The sequence below is a fragment of the Acinetobacter sp. MD2(2019) genome (assembly GCF_035615615.1).
In the GTDB taxonomy this organism is placed as follows: domain Bacteria; phylum Pseudomonadota; class Gammaproteobacteria; order Pseudomonadales; family Moraxellaceae; genus Acinetobacter.
Window position 1 is genome coordinate 26300 of record NZ_VTDU01000004.1, and the last position, 24286, is coordinate 50585.

Below are 24286 nucleotides of genomic sequence, written 5' to 3' on the forward strand. Positions count from 1 at the left end.
ATGGCTTGTATCATAAAAGTGTTGAAACAATATTGTAAACAAACGCTCATAGTGATTATTTTTTTTCACAGTAAGATATGCAGAAAATGAGCTTAAAATGAGTGTTGAATGAAAAAGTGGATGGTTGCCGCTGCGTGCAGTTTTTTTGTCTTAAATAGCCTAGGATTGTCCACAGCATCTGCTGCGCAGCCAGACGCTGTTGCGCAAAGTGCTGTATTAGACAATGCGACAGAGCAGCCAAACCATATTGATTTTAAATCGATTCATGAAAAACAGCATCGTCCTGTAGTGGCACTGGTTTTGGGTAGTGGCGGTGCCCGTGGCTATGCACATATTGGGGCAATTGATGTGCTCGAAAAAAATGGCATTCATCCCGATTTTATTGTAGGAACCAGTGCAGGCAGTATAGCGGGTGCTTTATATGCCAGCGGCAAGACGGCCGAGCAAATGAAAGATATTGCACTGAATATGAAAGTGAACGATGTTCGTGAATTTAAAATTCGTAAAAAAGGCTTTTTAGATGGTCAAAAAGTTCAAGATTTTATTAATGAACAAGTGAATAATTTGCCACTTGAAAAAATGAAAATTCCTTTATTTGTTGTGGCAACACAACTAAAAACAGGTAAAAAAGTTGTTTTTAATTATGGGAATACGGGGCAGGCGGTCAGTGCATCTGCTGCTATTCCAAGTATGTTTATTCCTGCAAATATTGCCGGACAAGAATATGTCGATGGCGGCTTGGTTAGCCCTGTTCCTGTTGAGGTGGCGCGTCAATTAGGTGCAGATGTGGTAATTGCGGTTGATATTTTGGCCCAGCCTAAATATACCGTCACAGATAATATTTGGGGTTTATTTAACCAAAATATTAATATTATGCAGCAGCATTTATCGCAAGTAGAATTGCAGCAAGCCGATGTGGTCATTCGTCCAGATATTCGAGAAAAAGCCCATATTTTTGATGTAAAAGAGCGTGCAAATACCATGCTTGCAGGAGAGGTAGCAAGCCAAGCCAAAATAAATAGCATTAAGCATATTCTTCAAGAACGTAGTAATGCGTTTGCTTTTAAAAATTCAAGCAATGAATTGGCGAATGTATCTAAAACATCAAATCAACCCAATGAGTAGCATGCGTTTGATGATTAGTTGATTAAGCTTCTTTGAATGATGTGTTTAAGCAAAAATTGATTAAACTCGTTGTGATCACACTTTTGCTTTGACGAGTGTGAGAGCTGAATAAAAAAGACATCTTCTTTTATGAAGATGTCCATTCTTTAAGAGTTAACAGTTGAGATTATCTGATTTAGATAGTGGTTTTAAAGATCGGTTTGTTTTTGTTCCAATAACTTATAAATTAACGCGCCAATCACCGCACCAATAATCGGTGCTACCCAAAAAAGCCACAATTGACTTAAAGCGGCTGTTTCAGCAAAAATGGCCACTGCGGTACTGCGTGCAGGATTAACCGAAGTGTTGGTGACAGGGATGCTAATTAAATGAATTAAGGTTAATGCTAAGCCAATCGCAATGGGTGCAAAACCTGTGAATGCGCGTTTATCTGTAGCGCCCAGAATAACCAGTAAGAACATTGCAGTTAAGACAATTTCAATTAACAAGCATGACATTAACGCGTACTTTCCTGGCGATAAGTCGCCATACCCATTACTCGCAAAACCGCCAACGCCAGTAAAACCTTGTTGACCTTGCACAATTAATAACAATATAAATGCAGCCAGAATACCGCCTGTCACTTGGACAATAATGTATTGAGCCAAATATTTGCTATTGAAACGCCCAGCAACCCATAAACCAATGCTTACAGCCGGATTAAAATGCCCGCCAGAAATATGTCCGAAGGCATAGGCTCCAGTCAGTACCGTTAAGCCGAAGGCAAGGGCAACGCCTGCAAATCCAATGCCTAATTCTGGAAAACTTGCTGCGAATATGGCACTACCGCAGCCACCAAATACCAGCCAAAACGTACCAATAAATTCTGCAAAATATTTATTCATAGTCGATTACTATTATTTTAAGAAGACTTTAATAAATTAGCAAAACAAGTCACGCTTTAAAATAATTTGTAATTTTGGTTTACAATTTATTGTTTTAATGTTGATTAAATCTTTGTAAATAGTTGAATAGATAAAAGATCAGAAAGGTTTGAATGTGTTTATCTGTTGGGTTGTGTAAACGACATGGAAAATTTGTATAACAGATGGCTAAATTGCACAAAAAATTTAAAATTCATATATAATCGCGCGTCAATACTCCTTTAGTCATGGATACAAAAAATGTCTCCTTTAGATCAAGTCGTACAATCATTGGAAGATCAATCTGAATTAACAATGACTGTTCTGATGACCCCAGACATGGCAAATTTTTCGGGTAATGTACATGGTGGTGTAATTCTGAAACTTCTTGACCAAGTGGCTTATGCATGTGCAAGCCGTTACTCTGGAAGCTATGTGGTGACATTATCTGTAGACAAAGTGACATTTAAAGAACCGATCTATGTCGGCGAATTGGTGACTTTCCTTGCGAGTGTGAACCATGTGGGTCGCACATCTATGGAAATAGGTATTCGTGTTGAAGCGCAAAATATTCGTAAACGCAGCATGCGCCATACCAACAGTTGTTTCTTCACTATGGTTGCGGTAGATGAGCAGGGACAGCCTCAACCTGTACCGCCATTAAAATTAGACAATGATTGGAAGCGTTGCCGTTTCGAAGCGGCAGAACAACGTAAACAATTGCGTTTACAAGAGAATCATCAAATTTCATGCAGCATTTATAAAGATAGCGCGAAAAAAGCGACCAAATAATCTTGATCAAAAAAAGACTGTGGGTAGCACGCCACAGTCTTTTTTTATGCAATTACAAAATGATTAGTGATGCATTTTGTGGTGCTTGCTCGATGTAGTATGTGAAGTTGGTGTTGCGGTATCTGTAGATGATGATGTTGTTGTAACAGCATCTGATGCAGCTGGGCTGCTATCGTTCATTTGCGGCTGTTCTTGGGTCGATACAATGGTTGGTTGTTCGGCTTGTGTGGTCTGAGGTGGTGTATCCATCGCGGCAGTTGTATTGGTTGCTGCAAACGCGGTTGAAACAGTCATTGACGTTAATCCAGCGAGCAATAGTGCTTTCACTTGTTTCATTTTGGCATCCTTTTAACGTTGGTAAAAAATCCAGATACATGGTCGTATCGGGATGTGCTCATACTAAAAGGATGTGCCGCGTTCGGCAATTAATCTGACAATTCGTAACCTTGGCGTTACTTGTTCTCTACGCATTCTGGGCTATTGTTAATAGATACAATTGATCTGTGACGATACAGCAGAAAATTGTGGTGAAATCTTATATTAAGCGTGTGTTTATTAAGCAATTCCTATACATTTTAGCTATAACTGAAATGAAGGTAGCGACACATTTAACATTTTTTTTGTGATTTAAGCGATTAAAGTTGTAGGTTTAGATAATTTAATAGCATCTTACCTATTCTAGAATTGGTTAAAAAATAGGTGTGATGGAATGAAAGAGCTAGAAATTATTGATTTAAAAGTGGGCGAAGGAAAAGAAGCGGTTAAAGGCGCTTTAATTACGACACATTATACAGGTTGGTTAGAGGACGGAACTAAATTCGATGCATCGATTGACCGCGGGCGTTATTTTGAATGTGTGATTGGTACAGGTCGAGTTATTAAAGGCTGGGATCAGGGCATTGTTGGAATGAAAGTGGGTGGAAAACGTAAATTGGTTGTTCCCGCACATCTTGCTTATGGTGAACGCAAAATGGGCAATATTATTCCTGCAAATTCGAACTTAATTTTTGAAATTGAATTATTTGATGTGAAAACGCGCGATGAATAATTTGTTTGTTGCGGATTAATCTTACACGCAAAAAATTGTTGATTTTCATCGTCTATGCGCGAGTGGTTGCACCAAAAAAGAAACGCTATTTTTCATTTTAGCCCTAAAATAGTTCTTGCTATTTAGATTGCATCAAAAGATAAAATCTACAGAGAATTCTCTGAAAAGGTGATAAAATGAGGGTGTATCTTTAACATGCTTAGATGAATTTTTTGTGGAGATTCTTTGCTTTTAAGCTAGTTTTCAGTTTAAGTCTCAAAAATGTGCATTATCATCGACCTGTCTAAAGCAGCAAGGGTTTGGTTTTTCAGTTTAATTGTTGAAATATATAACCAGTTGTTGGATGGGATCAATCAAGAAATTAGATTGTAAACGGAACAATTATGTTTAATCGTTTTATGGGTTCAGTCCTTGCAACATGTGTCAGTGTCGCAATTGCAAGCGTAACTCAAACAGCTTATGCTGCCACTGCAAAGAAGCCAAAAATTAATCCAAAAACATTAACAGTTATTGGTTATCACGAAGTTACGACAAATAATAAGGATGCGCTGATTCCGCAATACGCAGTCGATTCAGCACATTTTGAAGAACAAGTCCATTTTTTACAAAAAAGTGGCTTTAACTTTATTAGCGTAGATCAATTATTAAAAGCGCATCAGGGCAAAGCAGTATTGCCTGAAAAACCTATTTTGCTGACTGTGGATGACGGTTACGAATCTTTTTATCGTGACGTATATCCTTTTGTCAAAGCCAATAAAATTCCTGTGGTTTTAGCCATTGTTGGTTCTTGGGTTGATACCCCTGAAAATAAACAGGTTCATTTTGGTGATGATCACATCGCACGGAATAAAATTTTAACTTGGCCTCAAATTAAAGAAATGAGCCAAAGTGGTTATGTAGAAATTGCAAGCCATAGTTATAACTTGCATCGCGGTGTTTTGGGGAATCCACAAGGCAACTCAGAACCTGCTGCAACTACACGTATTTACGATACGAAAACCAAAAAATACGAAGGCGATGCGGCTTATGCCAAACGTATTTATGACGACTTAAAGAAAAACAATGACGAAATGAAAGCGCATGGCGTTCCTGCGGCGCGTGTCATGGTTTGGCCATATGGGCGCTATAATTTGCAAACGGTGAATATTGCGAAATCATTGGGTATGCCGATTACGATCAGCTTAGATGATGGTCCTGTTTATCTGAAAAAATCATTGAGTGCGATTAACCGTATTTTGGTTGAACACGATATGACTTTAGACAGTTTGGCGCGTGAAATTGAAGTTCGTGACAAAAACTTAGGCGATAACCATCGTCCGCAAAAAATTATGCATGTCGATTTGGACTATATTTACGATCCAGATCCAGCGCAGCAAGAACGTAATTTAGGTAATTTGCTCGATCGTATCCAGCAAATGAATATTACCACGGTTTATTTACAAGCCTTCTCTGACCCAGATGCGAATGGCTCGGCCGATATGGTGTATTTCCCAAATCGTTATTTACCCGTTCGTGCCGATTTATTTAACCGTGTTGCATGGCAAATTCAGTCAAGAACGCAAGTGACGCGTTTATATGCGTGGATGCCGTTATTGGCATGGGAATTACCAAAAAGTAATCCAGTGTCGAAAGATTTGGTGGTAACGCAGCAACCGAAAAATTCAGACCACTTGAATATGGGATATATTCGTTTAAGCCCATTTTCTAAGCCTGCTCGCCGTGTGATTGGTGATATTTATCAAGACTTAGCGAAATCATCGACCTTTAATGGAATTTTATTCCATGATGATACTACGCTGTCTGATTACGAAGATAACAGTCCTGAAGCGTTGGCTGCATATAAAAAAGCGGGCTTATCGACTGACTTAGAAGCAGTGCGTAAAAACGATGCCGAACTTGCCAAATGGACAAAGTTCAAAACAGATTATATTGATAATTTTGCATTGCAATTGGCAGGCGAAGTGCGTCAATACCAACCTTTCTTAATGACCGCGCGTAATTTATATGCACAGGTGGCATTAAATCCATATGCTGAAAACTGGTATGCGCAGTCATTAGAACAATCCATCAAGCGTTATGACTTTACTGCAATTATGGCGATGCCATATATGGAACAAGCTGAAGATAAAGATAAATTCTATTCAGACATTGTTAAGCGTGTGAAGACATATCCAGAAGGATTGTATAAAACGGTGTTTGAGTTACAAGCACAAAATTGGCGTACCAATCAGCCTGTAAGCTCGCAAGAGTTATCAGATACGATCAAATCATTATATAAGCAAGGTGCAATTCATGTAGGTTATTACCCAGACGATCCAATTAAAGGATTGCCTGAGGTTGGTCTCATGCGCCAAGCATTCGATTCAAAACCTGATCGTATCGTACGATAGGAGCTTTTATGTCAGCATTGCATCACTTCTGGCACTCGGCGTTGGCCTTTGTGTTCTATTATCCACTGTTTATGTCGTATTTGTGGATGATGGGCGCATTGTTGTTCAATATTAAAGAACGCAAAGATCCGCCGTGTGATCAACCACCTGCATTGACCGAATACCCAAAAGTTGCGGTTTTGGTGCCGTGCTTTAACGAAAGCGATAATGCAGATGAAACGATTAGTCATGCCTTAAAACTGGATTATCCAGATTTTGAAGTGATTGCAATTAATGACGGAAGTTCAGATAACACTGCCGAAGTTTTAGATCGTCTTGCTGCGAAATATGACAAGCTTCGTGTGGTGCATTTGGCGCAAAATCAGGGTAAAGCAATGGCGTTACAAGCAGGTAGCTTGTTAACCGATGCCGAATATTTGATTGGGATTGACGGCGATGCCTTGTTAGATCCGCATGCTGCCAAATGGATGATTCGCCATTTTCTACGCGATGAAACAATTGCAGCCGTGACTGGAAACCCTCGTATTCGAACACGTTCGACTTTACTTGGGCGTATTCAAGTCGGTGAGTTTTCATCTATTGTGGGTATGATTAAACGTGCTCAGCGCGTGTTTGGTCGTTTGTTTACTGTGTCAGGTGTCATTACCGCTTTTCGTAAAACCGCAGTACACGAAGTGGGTTATTGGTCACCCAATATGCTAACCGAAGATATTGATATTACTTGGAAATTGCAAAGAGCCGGCTGGGATGTCGAATTTGAACCGAATGCATTGGTTTGGATTTTAATGCCAGAAACCTTAACCGGTTTATATAAACAACGTTTGCGTTGGGCAATGGGCGGCGCTCAGGTGCTGATTAAAAACTTCGATGTCTTGTTTAAGCCAAGTTTAAACTTTCTTTGGCCATTAATGATTGAGCTTTGCTTAACATTGGTATGGTCTTATTTGATGCTCATTTTAGCCTGTATTTGGTTTGTAAACTTAATCGTTCCAAATTCATTCTTGCCAGAAATGAGTTCACCATTCTTACCTTATGGCACTGGAATTTTATTGGGTGCAACCTGTTTATTCCAATTTATGATTAGTAAGTGGATGGATAGCCGTTACGAAAAAACCTTATTCAAAAACTATTATTGGATGATTTGGTATCCATTTGTTTTTTGGTTGATTACTGTAACCGCCAGCATCATTGCTTTTCCAAAAGTATTGGCCAGAGGTGATGACAAACGTGCACGCTGGGTTAGCCCAGACCGTGGTATACGTTCAGACTCGTAATAATAGGTATAAATATGAGTACAGATTCTTTAATTATCGATTTAAGGTCTAAACTTCCTTGGCACAGACGCTATATGACCACCACCACAACAGCAATGTTATGGGGCTTCTGGTTCTTATTGTGGCGACCAATGGTGGTATTGTATACCCTGATTGCCTATGACAAGCCGTACGCATTTCATAAACTGTTTAATGCGTTTTGGACGGGCTTGCAGATGGACATGATCACGCTGATTGCTTGCGCAGTGGTGTTGTGTTTATGGTGTAAGTTAATTCCATCGCATACAGTCAAACATGTACGTGCCAAAGAAACCATGGACTATGCGCGTTATTTCGATATTCCTGAACAAGAAATTGTTGACGGACGTAACAAAAAGATTACCGTTGTTCACCATAATGAACAGGGTAAAATTGAACATGTTGAATAATATATCTTATTGATTTTATTAATCTATAATTAGGTAATTCATGCATTTATTTGGCTGAATTACCTTTTTTACAACTCACTTAACTATGCTTGCAACTTCAGATATTCGGTTCTATTCTTTGCAAGTTTTTGACTAGATTCAATTATGCTATGGCCAAATTAAATGCCGCGGAAAGTATCAGGGGGCTAGCCTGCCTTGCCGTTGTTTTTTCACATCTCTCCTTAAGTTTTTATCCATATTTACATCACTTTAGTACCGATGATCGGGCACATGGTCAATGGGATTATTTTATTCACCATTCGCCATTTGCATTCTGGTATTCGGGGACGGCCGCGGTATTTGTATTTTTTGTTTTAAGTGGTTTTGTATTGAGCTACGCCATTTTAAAAAATAGCAATATTCCGAAAAAAGTGGCTGAAATGTCACTGAAACGTTATCCACGCTTGGCCATTCCTGCATTTTTATCCTGCATTTTGGCATGGGCGGCAATATCGTTTACCCATATTAATAGTGATTTGGTGAATGGTTGGTTTCAGTCCTATGCAACGGGTACCATTACTTTAGCGCAAGCCGCTTATGAAGGCAGTATTGGCGCATTTTTATTTGCACAAAGTGGCAGTAACTGGGTATTGTGGACCATGCAAATAGAGCTATTTGGCTCAATTCTGTTGTTTGTATTGTTGCTGCTTTATCATTATCAAAAAGCCTTATTTTTTCTTGGCTCAATCTTATTGCCTTTGCTGGGTTTTTTCATTAATGAACGTTTCTTTTTAGGATTATTCAGTTTTGTGATTGGATCTTACATGTATTTGTACGGTCGCAAAATTCCTGCCATTGTGGGCTGGCCAATGTTTTTATTGGGATTGTATTTTGCTGGAGCACATAACAGCAGCCATGCGTATCGGTGGATTTACGAAGTCATGGGATGGCGAACTTACGATTACTGTAATTTCTTTTCGGGTATTTTGATTGTCTACAGCATTTTGCTTTGCGAAAAGTTATCTGATCTTTTTGATCGTCCAGCATTTATTTATTTAGGTAAATTGTCGTTTTCAATTTATTTATTACATATGATGATGATTTATTTAGTGTGTTTACCCGTATTTAACATTTTAATGGTGTTACATCTAAATTATGATTTATCGGTACTGTTGTCAGTGATGACTTGCTTAATCTCAATTTTGCTGGTTTCAGCATTATATAGCCGATATGTCGATGATTTTGCCGTTCGTGTTAGTCAACGTTTTGCCAAACTATTTATTCATTAAATAAAATTGATGCGTTAAAAAACAGTGCTTCAGCGCTGTTTTTTTGTTTTTGTTGCAAGCTCATTTTTTGCAAAATAACACTATGTTTGAGAATGAATATTTTTTATCATCGTAAACCTGAAAAATAAGCCATTGAAACAGAGAAAAAAGATGATGCGATTCAAGACCATGACACTCATGTGGTGTTTTTGGGGGATAACTACGGCTGCATATGCACAGCCCATTTTAGAAAAAAGTTCGCATAATATTGAAGAATACCGTTTAGATAATGGCTTAAGAGTCGTACTGGCACCGAATGGCAAAGCCGACAAAGTTTTTATGAATATGGTTTATTTGACCGGTTCACTGAACGATCCCAAAGGTAAAGGTGGTTTAGCACATTTACTCGAGCACTTGGCATTTAAGGGCACAAAAAATCTTTCTGGCGAAGAATTTCGCCGCCAATTAGACCAATACACCACAGCAAACAACGCATATACCGAATATTATTCCACGGTGTATACCAACACACTGCGCCCAGATTTCAATGCCATTGAACAGGTCTTGGCACTTGAAGCCCAACGCATGGACGCTTTAAGTTTGCCACAAAAATATGTCGCCTCTGAAATTCAAATTGTGCGCCGTGAACGCGAAATGCGCATGGATCAACCTGGAGTAGAAAGCGTTGATGCACTATTAAAAGCGGCGTATGGCAATCAATCGCTCGGGCGTTTACCGATTGGCGATTTAAAAGAGCTGACCTCAATTCAACACAATGAATTACAAAAATATTATCGGACATGGTACGCACCCAATAATGCGGTGATGGTGATGTCTGGAAATTTCGATAAAACCAATGTGCTAAAAGCCATTGAACATAATTTTGCTGTAATTCCAGCACGAACATTGCCACATTCGCAAGCAGTATCTTGGCTAGACTTAAACAAAATTAATCAGCGCCATTTTGTGGAACGCAAAGGCAGTCATTTAACCAAGAATTTAATTTATCTTGAACAACCGAATGATAAAAATGCCGTAGCGCTGTCATTTGCACCATATTTATATACGCTCGAGCCAAATGGCGTGTTGTATAAAAATTTAGTGGTGACGGGCAAGGTTGTCGATACTGGGCTTGAAGTAGTTAATAAACCTGCATACACCATGACCAATGCAGTGGCGTTATATACCCCAAAATTTGATGCAAACAAGGTGGAAACAGCATTAATTCAAGGGCTAGAGCAAGAAAATGATTTTAAAGCGGCAGATGTACAGCGGGTGAAAAATCTATTCAAAAATGGTTTAGTGAATATCTTGAATAGTTCATCGACCATGGCCAGTGTGTTAACCCAATATGTGGTAGATAAAAACGGGAAATGGGATCAGTTTTTTATCGAGCAACAAGCCGCGCAAGATATCTCTGTAGATGAGATTAATCGGGTGTTTAAGCAAACCTTTACGCCAAAAAATCGTATCGTTATTGATATTTTACCTACCGCAGAAGACCAGAAGAAAGCGCTACAAGCATCTACAGACAGCTCAAGCGCGGCGACAAAAGATAAGCCCACGCTTGCGGCTGAACCGCTAAAAAATATTGAATCGTATCAGGCAGATATAAAAAACTACTTAAGTAGTAATTTACAGAAATATCCAAAAATTGAGCAAAATATTCAACGTAGCCAGCTGAAAAATGGTTTGCGCTATGCTTTAAATCCAACCGCAACGCCAGATGATCAAGTGTATGCAAAAATCACTTTCGATTTTGGCGATGAAAAATCGCTATGGGCGAAAGACCAAATTAAAGATTTAACTGCATATTTATTAACGCGCGGTTCTACCCAGCATTCGTTACAAGACATTCAAGACCAAAGCATTGCCGCCAACGGCACATTTTCTGTCGATGGTAATATGCAGGGCATGACAATTACTATTCAGGCCGATAAAACGCACTTCAATGATTATTTTAATTATATTGTGAATGTATTGAAGCATCCTGCATTTAGCGCCTCTGAATTTGACTTGGCTAAGTCACAAACATTGGCCAGTTTTGACCGTTCATACACTGAACCTGCAACGGTTGCTGGTTTGGTTTTGCAGCGCTTAACAGAGCATTATCAGCCTGAAGATGTGCGTTATCACACTGAACCTGCGTATGAAAAATTAAAATGGCAGCAAATGACCAATCAACAAATTCAGCAGTTCTATGCACAATTTGTAGGTTTTAATCAGGCACAAATAGCGATTACAGGCGCCTTTGATGCGAAAGCAATGCAGGGTGTTTTGCAGAACAATTTTTCAAATTGGTCATCTAAACAACCTCATCAACGAATCATCAGTGCCTATCAGGCCGATGCTGCGCAGAAAGTACATGCTTTGGCAGAAAAACGTGAATTTGGGTTTTATGCCGCTGAAATGAACTTACCGGTTGGCGATACAAGTCCAGATGCGCCTGCCTTATATGTGCTGAGCGAAATTTTATGCGGTTCACAATTGAATTCGCGCTTAGGGAAAGAATTACGTGAAAAACGCCAATTAATTTATGGCTTTGGTAGTGAAATTTCCTTAGGCGCATTTAGTCCAGTGGGCGCATTAAGCATTGCAACTCAATATACGCCCGGCAAGGCAGATCAGGTGTCGGCAGGGGTGCATGCAATTTTACAGGATTTGATTGAGCATGGTGTGACGGAAATTGAGCTTGAATCCGCAAAAGCTAAAATTTTGAAAAAACGAGCCAGTTTATTAGATGACAGCCGCAAAATTCAAAAAATGCTAAATAGTCAGTTAAGTCAAAACATGACCATGCAAAACAGGGCAGACCGCGATCAGGCGTATGCTAATTTAACCAAAGCCGATGTAGATGCGGTGATTAAAAAGTATATTCTGCCGTCACATTTGGTTGAGGTAATGGCCGATGCTTATGGTACGGCACAGCCTGAACCTAAATTTTAAGTATCGCGCTGAAGTAGCTAAAATGGGTATTCATCGATAATGCCCATTTTGCATTTTAATGATCGTGTTTATGGGTGTGAAAATCTTCGTTTTTGCGAAAACGTAGGTAATTTTCAAATTGATCACAATATTCGTCAAAATTATCTTCTAGCATCATGTGAAATTGCTGCATTAAATATGAAATGACTTGCTCTTTGGCCTCACGCATTTCGTTGCCATCTTTGAAATTATTGGCGGCAACCCAAGAATTAAAACGCGCAGCAGAAAATAACATCGCCGCACTGACTTGAGCGCGTCTTTCAGCAGGATTTGGGGTTTCACCTTTTGCAGGACGACAAAAATCATTGGCAAGTTTAATGAAATCATCTGCGCGTTCAAAGAAAATCGCATTTTGAGCTTCTTCTTGGGTAACATCCGTTGCCTGAATTTTTTGAGTCATTGTTCTCATATCCAACATCAAAGAACGCATATTATAGGCAAAGCCTTGCAGAAACTAAACTGTTGTCGTACTCTAAAATAGCCTAAGCTAAATTTGAGCGATCTATGCAAGATGCAATTGAAATCCAAAATTTAAAACATGATATTCAATTACTGCGTCAAAGTATTTGGCCACCGCAGAATTTACTTTTGGTTGAAGGCTTACCTATTTATTATGCGAAAAATCATCAAGTTGAACGTTATTTTGAACAGTGGCAATCGCTTATTGAACGCGCACAAGCCTTATGCCAACCGTTTATGCAAGATGAAACGATCGATGCCATTCATTTGCCCAGCCATTTAAATTTACCTTTATTTTATTTCCATGTCGATCGGGTACGGCTGAATAAAACCCGTGCCAAAGAATCGAAAACTTTTCGTGGATTGCCCAGTTTAATCGATAAATGTGGACAATTTGATGATGATCACGTTGTGGCGATGCGTGCATGGCTTGAGTCTGATGATACGGCAGCACTGGTTGCACATCGTGAATTTATTGATTTACGAACCTATATTTTTCAACATGGCAGTAGTGAGTACACCCGCACCCGATTTTACACCACGGGAATTGTGCTTGGGGTCGAAGATGATTTTGAATTGGTCGATGCACGCGAGAAACCACGCAAGCAACGCAGTGATAGTTATAGTGATCCATTGGCCGATAATGGCACGTGGAAGATTTTTGGCAAATATAGATAAATCAATCATCTATAGTGTGAAAATCAAAGCATTGCGAACAATGCTTTGATATCTTTTACCAGAAAACGTCTAAGGTTAAGAATTTTTTTAATTTTTTTCGCAATGCCTTTTCATAACATTTTTGCTGCTGTTTAAGCCACGTATGAGAAGGCGAAGGTTTTTGATTATCCAACAATTGCTCGACCAATAAAATGTCATGATATTGACCAAAAACTTTCTGTAGCGATGCTAATTTTTTTACATAACGCTGCGTGGTTTTTTTGGAATACAGTCCTTGTACAAATTCGATATTATAGCGTAAGGCTTTGAGTTCTTTGCGTAAATCATGTTTTTGGGTCAGATTGAGCTTTTTATAATTGAGCGCAGATTTTGCAATTTTATGATGCAATTTTTTTAGTACTTTGGCGGCTTTGGTTTTGAGTTTGTACGTTGAATCTAGTGCTAAGTTGGGGGTGTAGGCAAAATCTAATAACTCAAGCCAAAGCTGGGTGGTCAATGGATCTTGGAAAATAGACGATAAAATAGCATCATCATTCATTGTGGTTGCAAGTTGAACGTTCAAACCTGCTTTTTTCATTTTAGGTAAAATACTTTGCTGAATAATCGTTTGGTCGCGTGAATTTCCCAATTGTCGAAACAATTCAGCCAATTGCTTATTCCAAGTGGTATTCATTTGTGTTGACCATCCCGAAAAATGTTTAAGCAAACTGCGTAAACGCCGAATCGCAACGCGTGCTTGGTGCACATGTGAAGCATCGGCAATATGTTCAGAAATGGCTGCCACATTTGGCAAAATATGTTCGAGGCAATTTGCAACCATGGCTTTTATTGCATTTTCAGCAGATAAATGAGCATCTAATTGGAATGCTTGCATGGTTGTGGCGGGCGAAACCCGTTTGTTTTGTGCCAGTAGATGTCCGCGTTCAGCTTTACTGCGAACATCTAGCCATAAATGGTAACGATTAACCCATTGGCTGGTTAGTGCAATTAAATCATGAATTTGTCCAGATTTAAGCTCAAATTCAACTTCTTGAATCGGGCGTTCGTGTTGCTGACTTTTTAAGCTGCCTAAATCGAGGCAGACTTCAATTTTGGATTGATTCAAATCAATTATTCGATAATGGCGTTGCACAATCGTTTCGAATTGCAGTTCTAAAGCTTGCCAATGTTCACCTAATGCCTGATTAAGCAACGCCAGTGCTTGTGGCTCATTTTGGTAAATCGCTAAATTTAACGATGGAATTTTTTTCGATGTGCCTAAATCGAACTCATGTTCAAACCGTTGTAAATGACTTTCACCTGAACTTTTAAAAGTTTGAATCCAATGTTCGCCTTCTTTTCGAATACGTAAAGCCATCAACTTTTTGGCAAGTTTACAATCTTGGGTATCAAAATAACGTGCATGTAAATCAATTTTTTGCGTTGTTTTGGTTAGAAATGCTTTGTGCAGAAGGAGATATTTATGTGCGGGAATTTGTAGTTTAAGTTCAATTTCATACATATTATTTTCCCATAAAAATAAAAGATCTTTAGGTAACAGTTTAATCGATTTTATTACAAGGTGAAGATAGCTCATCATAAATATTATATTTTTGTATTAAAAATAATCAAATAAGCGCCATCTATAAAGTATGATTTTTATCTTATATTTTTATATAAAACAATTTGTTAGTGGGTAGAATTGATGTTGGATATATTTTTTTCGTAAAAAAATGATTGTATTTTAAAGTAATTATTCTAATATTCGCAAAAGATTTACACAGAAGTCTACAAACTTCTAAAACGAAATGAAACAATGGATATCTTAATGAAACAAATCACCAAAGCGCTTTTACCAGCTACTTTACTTGCTCTTAGCTTTGCAAGCCACGCGGAAACTTCTGACGGTAAAACAGTTGCTGTTTCAGCAGGCTGGGCACACATTATGCCGCAAGGAAAGCAGCAGGGTGTGCAATCTACTAGTAATATACCAACTAAGCTACCTTCAAAATTTGAACCAAATGCAGGTTTTGAACTTGAAGATGGAGACACCGCTGAATTGAAACTTGATTATTTAGTGAATGATAATGCAAGTTTAGGTTTGGTTTTGGGTGCACCACCAAAGTTAGATATTAAAGGCAAAGGTCAATTATTAGGTGGCGCACTAAATTTAGATAAATTTAGTAAAGTGGGTGATGTAAAAGTTTATAGCCCGGTGTTAACTGGTAAATATACTTTTGGTACAGTAAATAGCAAATTCCGCCCATATGTTGGCGCAGGTTTAATGTATGCACGCTTCTCTAATTTTAAATTGGATTCTGCTGTAAGTAGCGATGCTGCGACCAAAGGAATGTCAATTCGTAATGTAAGTATTGATGATGCAATTGCACCAGTTGCATTTGTTGGTGCAGATTACAACATTAACTCAAACTGGTTTGCAACTGCATCTGTAAGCTATGTACATTTAAGTACGCATGCCAAACTTGATATCGTAAATAATGCTTCTGGTCAAACAATGGTGACAGGTTCAAGCAAAATCGAAATTAACCCAATCGTAACTTACTTAGGTTTGGGCTACCGTTTCTAAGCATGCAATAGAAACTCAAAAATATTATTTATGCATTGACTGATGAGGTAAAAATGACCTCATCAGTCACAAAACAAAACAGCAAAAGCAAAAAAATTAGGATTATTATTCTAAAAAATGAAAAAGTGATTGGATTCACGATTTAACAGTAAAACAAAACTCGACTAAGACTAAAGGAAGATTAGTTATGAAGAAAATCGTTAAGGTAGTTATTCCTGCTGCACTACTCAGCTGTGCATTCACCACAAGCCATGCAGCTACATCCGATGGTAAATCATTCTCTGTTTCGGCAGGTTGGTTACATATTATGCCGCAAGGTAAAAAACAGGGTGTGACAGGTAATTCCAGTTTATTGGGTGCTGATTATTCACCAAATGCAGGTTTTGAAATTAAAAATGCTGATACCGCTGCACTTTTATTTGATTATTATGTCAATGATAATGTGGCGCTAGAGCTGGTTGCTGGTGTCCCACCAAAAATGGAAATTGATGGTAAAGGCGTTATTCTTAAAAATAATGTATTTGTAAACGCTGGTAAAGGACTTGATCTTTCATCTTTAGGTGATGTTGGTAAAGTCAAAGCCTATACACCTGCACTGCTTGGTAAATATCAATTTGGTACAATCGACAGTAAGTTCCGTCCTTTTGTCGGGGCTGGTATTATGTATGCCCATTTCTCAGACTTTAAATTAGGTTCTAACGTAAATAGCAGTCTCAATAGCCAAATAGCTGGTGGGCAGCTTGGAATGAATATTAGTAAAGTTAAAATTGATGATGCGATTGCGCCTGTTGCGACTTTAGGTGCAGATTATAATTTTAATAAAGATTGGTTTATGACTGCGTCTGTAACTTATGCGCATTTAAAAACCCGTGCGAAATTAGATATTGCAACAGGTGCTGGTACAACAGCTGTACAAGGTGAAAGTGATATTGAAATTAATCCAATTGCCACTTATTTGGGCATTGGTTATCGCTTCTAATTATAGCATTGTGTTTAAAAGCCGAGATTTTATCTCGGCTTTTTCTTTAAAAAAATATCAATTTTACGCTATGCTTAAACTGACATTTATTGGATTGAATGACTAAAAATGCGTGGTTTATATTTAATTACGAATGACGACAATTTACCGCAGCTGATGCAAAAACTAGAAGCGGCTTTAGCCACAAAAAAAGTGGCTATTTTGCAATATCGCCGCAAAAAAGTTGACAAAGTTGATCAACCTTTTGAAGTTGAAAAGATTAAAAAACTATGTGAGCAATACCAAACGCCTTTTATTATTAATGATGATATTAAACTGGCGCAACAATTTGGACTTGGTGTGCATTTAGGGCAAGATGATGGATCTATTTTAGATGCACTGCAAGCTTTGCCACAAGGCGTCATTATTGGGCGCACCTGCCTCAACTCTGTCGATTTAGCACGTCAAGCCATTAAAGAGGGCGCCACGTATGTGGCCTTTGGTGCCGCGTATGCAACCAGTACCAAACCAGAAGCTGGCCGCTTAAGCCCAGAAACATTGCAACAAGCACGTCAAGAATTTAAGGTTCCACTGTGTGTGATTGGTGGTTTATCGGTTGAAAATGCCAAAGTCATCCTTGAGCAAGGTGCTGACCTTTGCGCGGTAATTAGTGATATATTAGCCTTAAATGTTCAAGACATTCCTGCACGAATTGCTGCATGGGATGGATTATTTCAAGAAACAGCCTCTGTTTCATAAATCAGTTATTTTGATTGGATTTTTCATGAGCTTATCTGCTAAACAAGAGCAACTATTTAAACAGGCAAGTAAACATATTCCGGGTGGAGTCAATTCACCTGTGCGTGCATTTAATGGTGTGGGTGGAACACCAGTCTTTATTGAAAAAGCGCAAGGTGCTTATCTGTGGGATGTAGACGGCAAACGTTATGTCGATTATATCGGCTCTTGGGGGCCAATGATTTTGGGACATTCACATCCCGATATTGTGAAGGCTGTACAATCAGCAGCAGAAGACGGTTTAAGTTTTGGTGCGCCAACGATTCATGAAACCACACTTGCTGACTTAATTTGTGAAATTGTACCTTCCATTGAAATGGTTCGAATGACCAATTCAGGAACAGAAGCGACCATGTCTGCCATTCGTTTGGCTCGTGGTTATACAGGTCGAGATAAAATTGTAAAATTTGAAGGCTGTTATCACGGACATTCAGATTCACTTTTAGTCAAAGCCGGTTCTGGATTATTAACTCTGGGTGAACCGACATCAAAGGGTGTTCCTGCCGATTTTGCTAAACACACTCTGACATTGCCATATAACGATATCGATGCGGTCAAAGCATGTTTTGAAAAATTTGGTTCAGAGATTGCCTGCGTGATCATTGAACCTGTGGCAGGCAATATGAATTTGGTTAAACCGATTGCTGGATTTTTAGAAACCATTCGTGCGGTCTGTGATGAGTACCAGTCAGTCTTTATTATTGATGAGGTTATGACCGGTTTTCGTGTGGCTTTAGGTGGGGCACAAGCGTATTACAATGTAAAACCAGATTTAACCACGCTCGGTAAAATTATTGGTGCAGGTTTGCCTGTCGGTGCCTTTGGTGGAAAACGCGAAATTATGCAATGTATCGCGCCACTTGGTGGGGTTTATCAGGCTGGAACATTGTCGGGTAATCCATTAGCCATGCGTGCAGGCATTACCATGTTTAAACATTTACGCCAACCTGACTTTTATACCAAGCTTAGTGCACAACTTGCCAAACTGTTAAGTGGTTTACAACAAGCCGCAGACGATATCGGCATTGCATTTAAAACAGAGCAAGCAGGTGCTATGTTTGGTTTGTACTTTACCGATCAAACTGAAATTAGCAGCTTTGATCATATTTTAAAATGTGATGTGAATGCATTTAAACAGTTCTTCCATGGTTTGTTAGACCGTGGCGTGCATTTGGCGCCTTCTGCATTTGAAGCCGGCTTTATTTCTGCGGCTCATTCCGACGAAGATATTGCTTACACCATTCAAGCTGCTAAAGAAGTGTTTATCGAAATGAAAAACGCACAAGCTTAAATTGTATTTGAGATTAAGCAAAGGAGATGTCAATGCATCTCCTTTGTTATGATTAAACAAGTTATTTTTGTCGCAAAAACATGATGCAGCTTGGCATTTCATTTTTTGATTGCGCTTAAATGATCGTTGTAAAAATAAAAAAGAATTGTATTTAATACATCTTTTCTATTGTATTTCTACCTTAAGCTTTTTATCATTGCCGGCTTATTTTCGAGATCGGTCTGGGACGAAGTTTTGAGTAATTTTTTAACCGAACATCTGATTCATCGCGATCATGATTTTATGGTAATTCATAAACCTTCAGGCTTACTCAGTGTTCCAGGTAAAGGCGAAGCGTTGCAAGACAGCTTGCTGACGCGTCTGGTTGAAATCGAACCAAATACTTTATTAATTCATCGCTTAGACCGAGATACTTCGGGGTTGTTGGTGTTTGGATTAAACAAAGCCAGCCAAAGCCATATTTCTCGGCAATTTCAAGATCGTCAAACTTCTAAAATTTATCAAGCTGTGGTCGCAGGGCATTTGACTGGCGAAGGCACCATCGACATTCCTGTGGTCTATGACCCCAACCATCCACCTTTACACATGGTCGATGCACAGCATAACAAACCTGCACTTACGCATTGGCAAGTGTTAGAACAATTTGAAATTGATGGACATCCCGTTACACGGGTGAAATTAACCCCAATTACAGGGCGTTCACATCAATTACGTGTGCATATGCAATATTTAGGTCATCCAATTGCGGGAGATACGTTATATGCCACAGCAGAACAGCAAAGTTGGACATCGCGCTTGTGTTTACATGCAGCAAGTTTAAGTTTTTCGCATCCTAAAACCGGTCAAACACTGACATTTGACTGCCCAGTCCCATTTTAAAAAGATTTTTTGAAATTTGTCGGCATAAACTCGTGTTTGTATGCGAGTTATGCAAAAATATTTATATATAGAGCTAAATTTGAATCGGTTGTGTGACTGGTAAAAATTTAGTGCAAACGTGAAATTAAAGGTGAAAAAATTGCAACAGTTTGCTATTGGTCAACGTTGGTTATCCGATACAGAAACAGAACTTGGTCTTGGTGTTGTAATCGATGTCGATGAACGCTCAGTCAGTGTTTTATTCCCAAAAAGTGACGAAACCCGCGTCTATGCCCGTAGCAATGCGCCTTTATCTCGCATTATCTTTAATGTGAATGATGAATTGCATGACCAAGAAGGTTTATCTTGGACCGTTGAGTCTTTAGATGAACGCTTTGGGGTGATTCGATACAATGTATTGCGTACCCTAGACAATGGCGAGCAAGAGCGTAAAGCCTTAAACGAAACCCGTATTGGTGCACAAATTCAGCTGTCTAAACCGCTCGATCGTTTATTGGCAAGCCAAGTCGATACCAAAGCGTGGTACGAGTTGCGTATTGAAGCATTACAATTACAAGCCAATATGCATACCAGTCCACTACGAGGTTTAATTGGTGCGCGTGTGGGTTTAATTCCGCATCAATTATATATTGCTCACGAAGTGGGTAAGCGTTTTGCACCGCGTGTATTATTGGCCGATGAAGTGGGTTTAGGTAAAACCATTGAAGCGGGTTTGATTATCCATCAACAACTCAAAACGGGTCGTTCGGAACGCATTCTTATTTTGGTTCCAGATTCACTGCAGTATCAGTGGATGATTGAAATGCGTCGCCGTTTCAATTTGAACTTCTCTATTTTTGATTTAACTCGTACTGCATCTATGCGGGAACACGATCCAGAACTCAATCCATTTTTAACTGAGCAATGTATTATTGCCAGTGTCGATTTAATGATTGACCATGATGACTTACGTGAACAAGCCGTTGAAGCTGGGTTTGATTTACTGGTGGTCGATGAAGCACATCATTTGATGTGGAGCGAAGAAGAAGGCGGAAATGACCGTTACGACTTGGTTGAAGAACTCGCCGAAAAAATTGCAGGTGTATTGCTATTAACCGCAACCCCTGAACAATTAGGTGTAGAAAGCCATTTTGCACGTTTACGTTTACTCGATCCACAGCGTTTTAGCAGCTTAGATCGCTTCTTGGATGAAGAAGCACAGTATCAACACACCGCAAAAATTGCTGAAGTGTTAATGTCTGAAAATGCCTTAGATGATGAGCATTTATCTGCGTTAGAAGGCTTGTTGGGACATAAAATTGAAGATCAGCCCGAGCAGCGCTACCAAGCCATTCATGAATTATTAGACCGTCATGGCACCGGGCGCATTTTATTCCGTAATACTCGCGAAGCCATTCAAGGTTTCCCTGGACGGGATTGTCAGCCGGTTGCCTTGGTTGCACCAGAAGGTTGGTCAAAAACTGGAAAATTACGTGAACAAATGTGGCCTGAAGAAAACCAATTAGATGGTTCTTGGATGGAAACAGACCCACGCGTGGCGTGGTTAATGGAAGCGCTACGTAAAGATTTAAAACACAAAAAAGTGTTGCTTATTGCACGAAGCGGACCCGTGGTTGAAGCTTTAGAGAACGCGCTGCGTTTACATGCAGGTATTCGCACGGCAATGTTCCACGAAGGTATGAGCCTGTTAGAGCGTGACCAAGCCGCAGCTTACTTTGCCGAAGACAGTTATGGCGCACAAATTTTATTGTGTTCTGAAATTGGTTCAGAGGGGCGTAACTTCCAATTTGCAAGCGATTTGGTTTTATTTGACTTGCCATCCAATCCAGATATTTTAGAACAGCGAATTGGACGTTTAGACCGTATTGGTCAGCAAAATCGTATTCAAATTCATATTCCATATTTATTGGGTACGGCACAAGAACGCATGTTCCGTTGGTACAACGAAGCATTAAATATTTTTAGCCAAATTTCTCCAACGGCTCAAACTTTGCAAGAAAACTTTATTGTCGAATTAAAAGATTGCTTGCTAAGCGATTTAGGGCAAAAGTTTGAAGATTTGCTTGAAGCGGTAAATGTGCAGCGTGAAGCTTTAGAAGCAGAATTACAGGCGGGTCGCGACCGTTTGCTTGAATACAATTCTTGCCGACCAATGGTTTCGCAAGGCATTGTACAAGCCCTTGAAGATTATGACGACAACACCACATTGCCAATGTTCGTTAAACGCTTTATGTCGTCAACCAATATTGACTTTGACGAGCAAAGCAATGGCACAGTCATTATTAAACCGACCGACCAAATGCAAGTGCAAGGTTTAACCTTAGATGAAGAAGGCATTACAGCAACGTTCTATCGCGACCAAGCACAAATTCGTGAAGATGCACAGTATTTAACGTTAGAGCATCCATTCATTGAAAGCATGATGGAAATGATTAACACACAATCATTTGGTAGCACCAACGTCTCTTTGCTTAAATCGAATGCATTAAAGCAAGGTTCGGTGCTGCTTGAAGTGTGGTTTAAGTTAGATGTGATTGCCCCTAAAGCCTTGAATTTGTCTGCAAGTTTGCCGCAACAGTTAATTCGTGTGCTGCTTAGTGAAAATGGACAAGATTTATCGTCTAAGATTGATCCGGGAATTTTAAGACCGTATTTACAACATTTAGATGGCAATAGTAGCCGCCAAGTGGTGAAAGCACGTCGTGAAATTATTGAAGCGCGCTATAAGCAAGCCTTAGAGCAAGCCAAAACGGCATTGCCTGAATTAATTCAGCAGGCGAAAACGGTGTATGGCCAACAATGGCAATATGAAATTGAACGTTTGGTGTATCTAAAACAGTTCAATCCAAGTATTCGTCAGGACGAAATTGAGCGTTTGCAGAAATTACAACAAGAAGGTTTAAATTTACTGAATGGTTTAGCTTTAACACCTGAAGCTATTCAGGTGCTTGTGGTGGTAAAACCTTAATTTAAAACCATTATTTTGTGATTTTACTCAAAAAAGGTGCGACAAACAGCACCTTTTTTGTTTTATGTATAGAAAAGAATGATCATGAAGATGCTTAAATATCAGCAATAAAAAGGATTGAACATGGAAACGGTTTCATTTTTATGTGCTTTTACATTAACTGTTTTGGGTTGTCCTCACTCTGAAACAGTAAAAGCCACCCCTCAAACAAAACAGCTTGAAATGCAGTTCTCACAAGCCGATGCAACACTTGCAAGTTATTTGGTAATTTTATCTGTACCTACAACAACGCAGCAAACACATAAAAAAATCATTTGCCAAGACTTTCCAAGCGTTTATCAGCAGCAATATCTACCTTTGGCCCTTAAGCTTGAGTATAACCCTGAGCCGATTTTGCAAAGCATGCAGCGTTATCAAGTCGACTATAAAATTAAGTGTGAATAAAAAAAACTGCATTTTGCAGGTTTTGATTGATATGCATATTTTAAATTAAACCTGCATCTCGTAATTCACGTTTTAAATACGCATAAAAAATTGGTGCTGCAATTAAACCACCAAAACCAAAAATAGATTCAAACACGAGCATTGCCAACAGAACTTCCCATGCTCGGGCATTAATTTTATTTCCAACAATTTGAGCATTAATGAAGTATTCAAGTTTATGAATAATGACCAAATATGCAAGCGCTGCACCAGCAACTGGCAGTGAAACGGTAAGCCCTGAAATAATAATTAAAGTATTCGACATTAAATTGCCGGCAATTGGAATTAAGCCAAAAATGAAAGTCAAAATAGTTAAGGTTTTGGCAAAAGGCAAATGCACATGAAACAACGGTAAAATAATAAAAACAAAGACAATAAACAGTACAGTGTTAATTAAAGAAATTTGAAACTGAGCAAAAACGACATTACGAAAAGAAGTCGATAATTTATCAATACGCTGTAATAAGGCTAATTTAAAGGCAGGTTGCGGGCTGCTACTTAAACTATGCAAAGACACCAAAATACCAATAATCATGCCAATCAGCATGGTGGCAATGTTGTGCAAAATGTCCGAACCGGTGTGCTGTAAAATAGAAACATTATCTTTAAGTAATTCAAAAATTTCATTTTTTAGGTCGGCTACACTACTTGGAATCGACACAGGAATATATTTTGATAATTCCACTCTAAGCTGTTCAAGTGCCAAATCTGCTTTACTTCCAACCGTTGAAATACCCACACCTTGTACGTCATGCACCACAAAGCTAATTAAGCTTGTTAATAAAAATGCCAGTAAAGAAACAATAATCACGCTTAAGCCGACACTAATAATTAATTTTGCGCGGTGGCTATCGATATAACGATCAAAGAGGGTGCTCAGTGCATTAATAATTTCATAAATAATGAAACCGGCAAAAAAACTGGGCAATAAATGCAGAGGAATAATGCACAATAGGCTGACAAAAATAATGATGTAGCTTGCTAAAACATACGGTTTGTCATGCAGAATATTCAT

The 24286-nt window shown here is 39.0% G+C and carries 21 protein-coding genes; 16 read left to right on the forward strand and 5 right to left on the reverse strand.

Features of this window, described 5'->3' with window-relative positions; genetic code table 11:
• Positions 1 to 108: 108 nt before the first annotated feature.
• Positions 109 to 1125: a patatin-like phospholipase family protein gene (locus I2F62_RS03340; protein ID WP_324625605.1), complete on the forward strand. Its 1017-nt coding sequence runs from the start codon at positions 109 to 111 to the stop codon at positions 1123 to 1125.
• Positions 1126 to 1313: 188 nt separating this feature from the next.
• On the opposite strand, the gene aqpZ is transcribed toward I2F62_RS03340, so the two are convergent.
• Complete coding sequence (gene aqpZ / locus I2F62_RS03345) at positions 1314 to 2009, reverse strand: aquaporin Z (RefSeq protein WP_324625606.1); 696 nt, start codon at positions 2007 to 2009, stop codon at positions 1314 to 1316.
• A gap of 279 nt (positions 2010 to 2288) precedes the next feature.
• Between aqpZ and I2F62_RS03350 the strand changes: the two genes are divergently transcribed.
• A complete protein-coding gene (locus I2F62_RS03350; protein WP_324625607.1) occupies positions 2289 to 2819 on the forward strand; it encodes an acyl-CoA thioesterase in 531 nt (176 codons plus the stop codon).
• Between the two features lie 63 nt (positions 2820 to 2882).
• On the opposite strand, the gene I2F62_RS03355 is transcribed toward I2F62_RS03350, so the two are convergent.
• Positions 2883 to 3155: a hypothetical protein gene (locus I2F62_RS03355; protein WP_324625608.1), complete on the reverse strand. Its 273-nt coding sequence runs from the start codon at positions 3153 to 3155 to the stop codon at positions 2883 to 2885.
• 373 nt (positions 3156 to 3528) lie between these two features.
• On the opposite strand from I2F62_RS03355, the gene I2F62_RS03360 reads away from it, so the two are divergent.
• The 6 genes from I2F62_RS03360 to I2F62_RS03385 all read left to right on the forward strand — a co-directional run bounded on the left by I2F62_RS03360 (position 3529) and on the right by I2F62_RS03385 (position 12152).
• Complete coding sequence (locus I2F62_RS03360) at positions 3529 to 3867, forward strand: FKBP-type peptidyl-prolyl cis-trans isomerase (protein ID WP_324625609.1); 339 nt, start codon at positions 3529 to 3531, stop codon at positions 3865 to 3867.
• Positions 3868 to 4250: 383 nt separating this feature from the next.
• The gene (pgaB, locus tag I2F62_RS03365) at positions 4251 to 6257 is read left to right on the forward strand and encodes a poly-beta-1,6-N-acetyl-D-glucosamine N-deacetylase PgaB (RefSeq protein ID WP_420713709.1); all 2007 of its coding nucleotides are present in this window, start codon (positions 4251 to 4253) and stop codon (positions 6255 to 6257) included.
• Positions 6258 to 6265: 8 nt separating this feature from the next.
• Positions 6266 to 7531, forward strand: coding sequence for a poly-beta-1,6-N-acetyl-D-glucosamine synthase (pgaC, locus tag I2F62_RS03370; RefSeq protein ID WP_324625610.1), 1266 nt, complete (start codon positions 6266 to 6268; stop codon positions 7529 to 7531).
• A 14-nt stretch (positions 7532 to 7545) separates the two neighbouring features.
• Positions 7546 to 7959, forward strand: coding sequence for a poly-beta-1,6-N-acetyl-D-glucosamine biosynthesis protein PgaD (gene pgaD / locus I2F62_RS03375; protein ID WP_324625611.1), 414 nt, complete (start codon positions 7546 to 7548; stop codon positions 7957 to 7959).
• 149 nt (positions 7960 to 8108) lie between these two features.
• A complete protein-coding gene (locus I2F62_RS03380; RefSeq protein ID WP_324625612.1) occupies positions 8109 to 9227 on the forward strand; it encodes an acyltransferase in 1119 nt (372 codons plus the stop codon).
• Positions 9228 to 9380: 153 nt separating this feature from the next.
• The gene (locus I2F62_RS03385; RefSeq protein ID WP_420713711.1) at positions 9381 to 12152 is read left to right on the forward strand and encodes a M16 family metallopeptidase; all 2772 of its coding nucleotides are present in this window, start codon (positions 9381 to 9383) and stop codon (positions 12150 to 12152) included.
• 55 nt (positions 12153 to 12207) lie between these two features.
• Here I2F62_RS03385 and I2F62_RS03390 read toward each other — a convergent pair whose 3' ends face one another.
• Entirely contained in the window at positions 12208 to 12591 is a 384-nt protein-coding gene (locus I2F62_RS03390; RefSeq protein WP_324625614.1) for a DUF3144 domain-containing protein, read from the reverse strand.
• A 104-nt stretch (positions 12592 to 12695) separates the two neighbouring features.
• Between I2F62_RS03390 and I2F62_RS03395 the strand changes: the two genes are divergently transcribed.
• Positions 12696 to 13328, forward strand: a complete 633-nt coding sequence (locus tag I2F62_RS03395; RefSeq protein WP_324625615.1) for a hypothetical protein — start codon at positions 12696 to 12698, stop codon at positions 13326 to 13328.
• A gap of 55 nt (positions 13329 to 13383) precedes the next feature.
• Here the strand turns inward: I2F62_RS03395 and I2F62_RS03400 are convergent, their stop codons facing one another.
• Positions 13384 to 14829 (reverse strand): CHAD domain-containing protein, encoded by a 1446-nt coding sequence (locus I2F62_RS03400; RefSeq protein ID WP_324625616.1) that lies wholly within the window; start codon positions 14827 to 14829, stop codon positions 13384 to 13386.
• 306 nt (positions 14830 to 15135) lie between these two features.
• Between I2F62_RS03400 and I2F62_RS03405 the strand changes: the two genes are divergently transcribed.
• From I2F62_RS03405 to I2F62_RS03435, 7 genes are all read left to right on the forward strand, one after another.
• Positions 15136 to 15894 (forward strand): OmpW/AlkL family protein, encoded by a 759-nt coding sequence (locus tag I2F62_RS03405; RefSeq protein ID WP_324625617.1) that lies wholly within the window; start codon positions 15136 to 15138, stop codon positions 15892 to 15894.
• A 187-nt stretch (positions 15895 to 16081) separates the two neighbouring features.
• The gene (locus tag I2F62_RS03410) at positions 16082 to 16873 is read left to right on the forward strand and encodes an OmpW/AlkL family protein (protein ID WP_324625618.1); all 792 of its coding nucleotides are present in this window, start codon (positions 16082 to 16084) and stop codon (positions 16871 to 16873) included.
• 108 nt (positions 16874 to 16981) lie between these two features.
• On the forward strand, positions 16982 to 17611 hold the full coding sequence (thiE, locus tag I2F62_RS03415; RefSeq protein WP_324625619.1) for a thiamine phosphate synthase: 630 nt from the start codon (positions 16982 to 16984) through the stop codon (positions 17609 to 17611).
• 25 nt (positions 17612 to 17636) lie between these two features.
• A complete protein-coding gene (gene hemL, locus I2F62_RS03420) occupies positions 17637 to 18941 on the forward strand; it encodes a glutamate-1-semialdehyde 2,1-aminomutase (RefSeq protein ID WP_324625620.1) in 1305 nt (434 codons plus the stop codon).
• A 234-nt stretch (positions 18942 to 19175) separates the two neighbouring features.
• On the forward strand, positions 19176 to 19820 hold the full coding sequence (locus I2F62_RS03425; protein WP_324625621.1) for an RluA family pseudouridine synthase: 645 nt from the start codon (positions 19176 to 19178) through the stop codon (positions 19818 to 19820).
• 130 nt (positions 19821 to 19950) lie between these two features.
• Entirely contained in the window at positions 19951 to 22788 is a 2838-nt protein-coding gene (gene rapA, locus I2F62_RS03430) for an RNA polymerase-associated protein RapA (RefSeq protein ID WP_324625622.1), read from the forward strand.
• A 123-nt stretch (positions 22789 to 22911) separates the two neighbouring features.
• Positions 22912 to 23232 (forward strand): hypothetical protein, encoded by a 321-nt coding sequence (locus tag I2F62_RS03435; RefSeq protein WP_324625623.1) that lies wholly within the window; start codon positions 22912 to 22914, stop codon positions 23230 to 23232.
• Between the two features lie 40 nt (positions 23233 to 23272).
• On the opposite strand, the gene I2F62_RS03440 is transcribed toward I2F62_RS03435, so the two are convergent.
• Entirely contained in the window at positions 23273 to 24286 is a 1014-nt protein-coding gene (locus I2F62_RS03440; protein WP_324625624.1) for an AI-2E family transporter, read from the reverse strand.